Annotated in this window: 1 protein-coding gene; it reads right to left on the bottom strand. The window is 53.8% G+C overall.

Annotated features, from left to right (window positions below; genetic code table 11):
• Window positions 1-467 precede the first annotated feature (467 nt).
• Complete coding sequence (locus K0B87_09465; GenBank protein ID MBW6514963.1) at window positions 468-3,086, bottom strand: choice-of-anchor J domain-containing protein; 2,619 nt, start codon at window positions 3,084-3,086, stop codon at window positions 468-470.
• Window positions 3,087-3,541: the final 455 nt, after the last annotated feature.

The following is a 3,541-nucleotide window of genomic DNA, read 5'->3' as shown; positions in this document are numbered from 1 at the left end:
TGTTGGAAAGAGGAATCCAGCGCTCGGGGGCATTCAATTCTATGGGGGGCTCTGTAGCACAAATACGACACTACAGCTCAGAAATATAACAACGAAAAACAGTCAACCTATTTCAGGACTTGACAAAGGGGTTTTTCATAAACCCAGCATTAATCCCGGAGCTTAATGCCTAACCTATTGCTGGATATTACTTTCCGATGCAGAAAGAGGAGATGATTTGTAGGAGAAGATCATCGATGGAGACGATGCTTAGGATCACCTATAAAGCTTTACTGGACGTGAGCAGAGCAAAAGCGATGAATTGGAAGCCTGACTTGCTCTAGGGAAAACCCCCAATCACATCGGTGCCGGCTTGAACTCCAACTGCTGGCTCGGATTAAAAGAAACCCCCATGAAAGATTTACGCTGAACAAGATCAAAACCCCCGCCAACTGACGGTGTTTGATATTCTGGCTTTGCCTGGCAGGTCAGTTTACCGGTTGATCTTTTCCATCTGGGACATTCTTCCGTGGCAAAATATCCAGTTTCATCCGGGGAACTTTCAAGCCCAAATGGCGGCTTGGATCCTGAGAAGCCTTGCTGGAAGGGGTTTCGGTGCTGGCGATCACTTTGAAGAAACCCCTGCTCACGTCGGCATCCCAGGTATGGCTGGTGAGAGGCGTTTCGGCCAGCAGGGTCCAGGGTTCCGGAGCATGGGGATCGCTTGCGCCATACACGCGGTAGGAAGAAGCGTTGGTGACGTCCTCCCAGTTTAGCATGATGTCCCCGCCATCCAGAGAAATGTTAACCACAGGGCTTTCCAGCTCGGTTACGACATTGGTCACATAAGCTCCGATCACCCAGGAACCCGATTCTTCTGGCGCGAAGAGCTCTCCACCGACCTTCACGAAGGAGGTGCCATAATCGTAACTGTCGTCGAAGAGAAGCCAGTTGCTCGAAGCGATATCTTCATAGGCCACCAGGAAATAGGGTGTGGTGATCAGGATCTCCTCGGCGCTGAGGTCGAAAACCTCATTGGTCTGATATCCGAAGGATACCTGCGTTGGCATGATCAGATCGGTCATGGTGCTGCCATCAAAGCCGTACACATGCAGCATGGCCGTGGTTTGAAAGTATGAGGAGCCATCCGTGGCCAGAAGCTGCAGCGGAGTGGCTGTTCCATAGAAGGGATTTTCGAACAGCACGGCAGCGCCGAAAGAGCTGTCCGGATCGCCCAGATGTTGGTTTCCGCCCTGATCATAGCGGATCCAGGCGGGTTTGGCCACGCTGAAACTGAACAGCTCCGATGTGGCCAGGTTGGCGTTGCCATCCCAGGCCTGGATGTAATAGGAAACCGAGCTGCCCAAAGGCTGGGCCGGGATCTCCGCGGCATAGAGGGTATCCGGGTTCAGGGTCATGGCGGCGCTGGCAAAGTCCAGACCGTCCGTGCTGTAATACAGGACGGCACCGCCGATGGGATTGTTCCAGATGGGATCATCCGCTATCTCCGCCACAACGAGTTGGGAAACATCGTTCCGCGGAGTGTTCAACAAAGGCAGATGGCTGATCACCGGCGGAATCTCATCAATCGTGAGTTCGTGTATGCCCACGTCGTCGATGAACCAATTATTGCTGTTTCCGCGGTAGTTGAAGGCGAAATAAACCGTCTGGCCGGCGAAAGCCGTGATGTCCACAAATTCGTTTGTCCAGCCGGAGGGAGGTTCGCTGCAGTCCCAGAGCTCGACCCAGCCAGGATCTCCGGGATCGCTGGAGGTATTTGCCAGCACTTGATAATCCACCCACAGACCGGTGTCGCCGATCCTGTTCCACCAGTCGAGAACATGGATCCCGCTGGCTGGGATCAAGGCCGGAGGCGTGAGCAGCCAACCATCCTGGTCCGCGCTGTCAAAATTATGCCTGGCCGCATACATCCCACCACTGGTGTGGTTGTAGCCAAAATCCGTCATCCAGCAGGTCCCGTCCCCGTCGAGGTCGAGTGGAGTCCAGCCGGAGACAAGGAAGTTGGCGTTTTCAAAGTCCTCGAGCCAGGGATAGTCCGCAATCACGGCGGGTTCCTGCCTGGTCGTAAAACTCCAGACCGGGCAGTCGGGAGCGTCCCCATTCACGTTGTAGGGGATCAATTGCCAGTGGTAGCTTGTGCTGAAAGCAAGGCCGGAAGGCGGTTCATAGGAATGCACGTAACCCAGGTCCGCTTCAAACAGGATGTTGGTGGGCGGATCGTCTGTGCCAAAACTCAGCTTGTAGCCGAAGGGCATGCCTCCACCCGATTCCCAGTTCAGGGTGGCGGTTTCCAGCACCTGGAGCGCTCCAGCGGAAGGACTGACGAGGATCGCCGGGCTGGGCAGGATCGGCGGCCCGGCAGGAGTCCAGCTGAAAACCCTTCTGGAGCCGTCCGCGGAGCTGTTTAGATTTGGCAGGGGACCCGCGGGCGGAAAAGATGTGCTTTCCCAGGCTGTGCCGGTGTTCACATAGGTGATCGTGTTCGTAATGTCCGTCACGTTTCCGATCGAGCCGGAAACATTGCTGCTTGATATGCCGACCCTGCAGGACACATTACCGCCGCTGTTATTGTACATCGTGCCATATATGAATTCAATCTGGTTGGAGGTCTCGTGCAGCAAAACCTGCATTCTGCTGAGGTTCGCGACATATCCGAAGGGAATCAGCAAACCGTCCCATTCCACAGCCAGAACGCGGTCGGGCGCGGAGCCGAAAACCTTGTAATGCAGGCGTCCGTTTGAATGGAGGGCAAGATCTCCAAAAAGAGGGTGCAGCAGCGCCTGGTTAAAAGCAGGAAACGCGAATTGGGATACGCTTGAAGGACCCAGACGCATCTGGCCGTTCGAGTTGGCCGAAAACTGCGTGTAGTCGGTTCCGGCATAGACGAAGGTGAATCCGATATTCGATACGGGAGAAACATAGTCATCCAGATAGAGGCCCGCGGGTGAAATCACCGTGGTGCCTGTGCTCATATCCTGAAAGCTGCCGGCAGTGGAGGTCGCGAAGACGTATCCTACAATGTCCTGAGCCGTTGCCAATGCCGCGCTGAACAGCAGGGCAAATACCAAAAACGTGATTTTCTTCATACCTTTTCTCCTCTGGGCGATTTGCGCGATCTTTCCTTCCGCGGGGATTAAAACAACGGCAAATTTTCCGCGTAACATCCTGTTATGCAGGAGGCAAACCCCGGTTATCGTTGTCGATCTTTAACTGATTACGCTATGTGAGTTCTTGCCGCAATGTCAAGATAATTTTTTTCCTCATTTACGGCCTTGCTCATAAATTCAGCATTACACTCAGCTTGTATCATTATTCCACCGGAACGGGGTTGCCAATAATTGTCAGCGAACTGCCCGGTGAAGTAAAGCAATCCCACCGATAGCTTTTTCCGGGAGCCTTTTCTCCGCGTTTCAGGACACTTTTTTGAGTTTCTATCCGCCCAGTTTTCACGGCTGGTATCAAGCTTGATACCAGCCGTGAAGTGAGGGCGGGAAGAGATTTATCCAGGTCAGTTCAGAATTCCAGGCCAGTGGCGCTTATT

Source organism: Candidatus Syntrophosphaera sp., from assembly GCA_019429425.1.
In the GTDB taxonomy this organism is placed as follows: Bacteria; Cloacimonadota; Cloacimonadia; order Cloacimonadales; family Cloacimonadaceae; genus Syntrophosphaera.
This window is presented reverse-complemented; position numbering and strand designations above follow the sequence as displayed.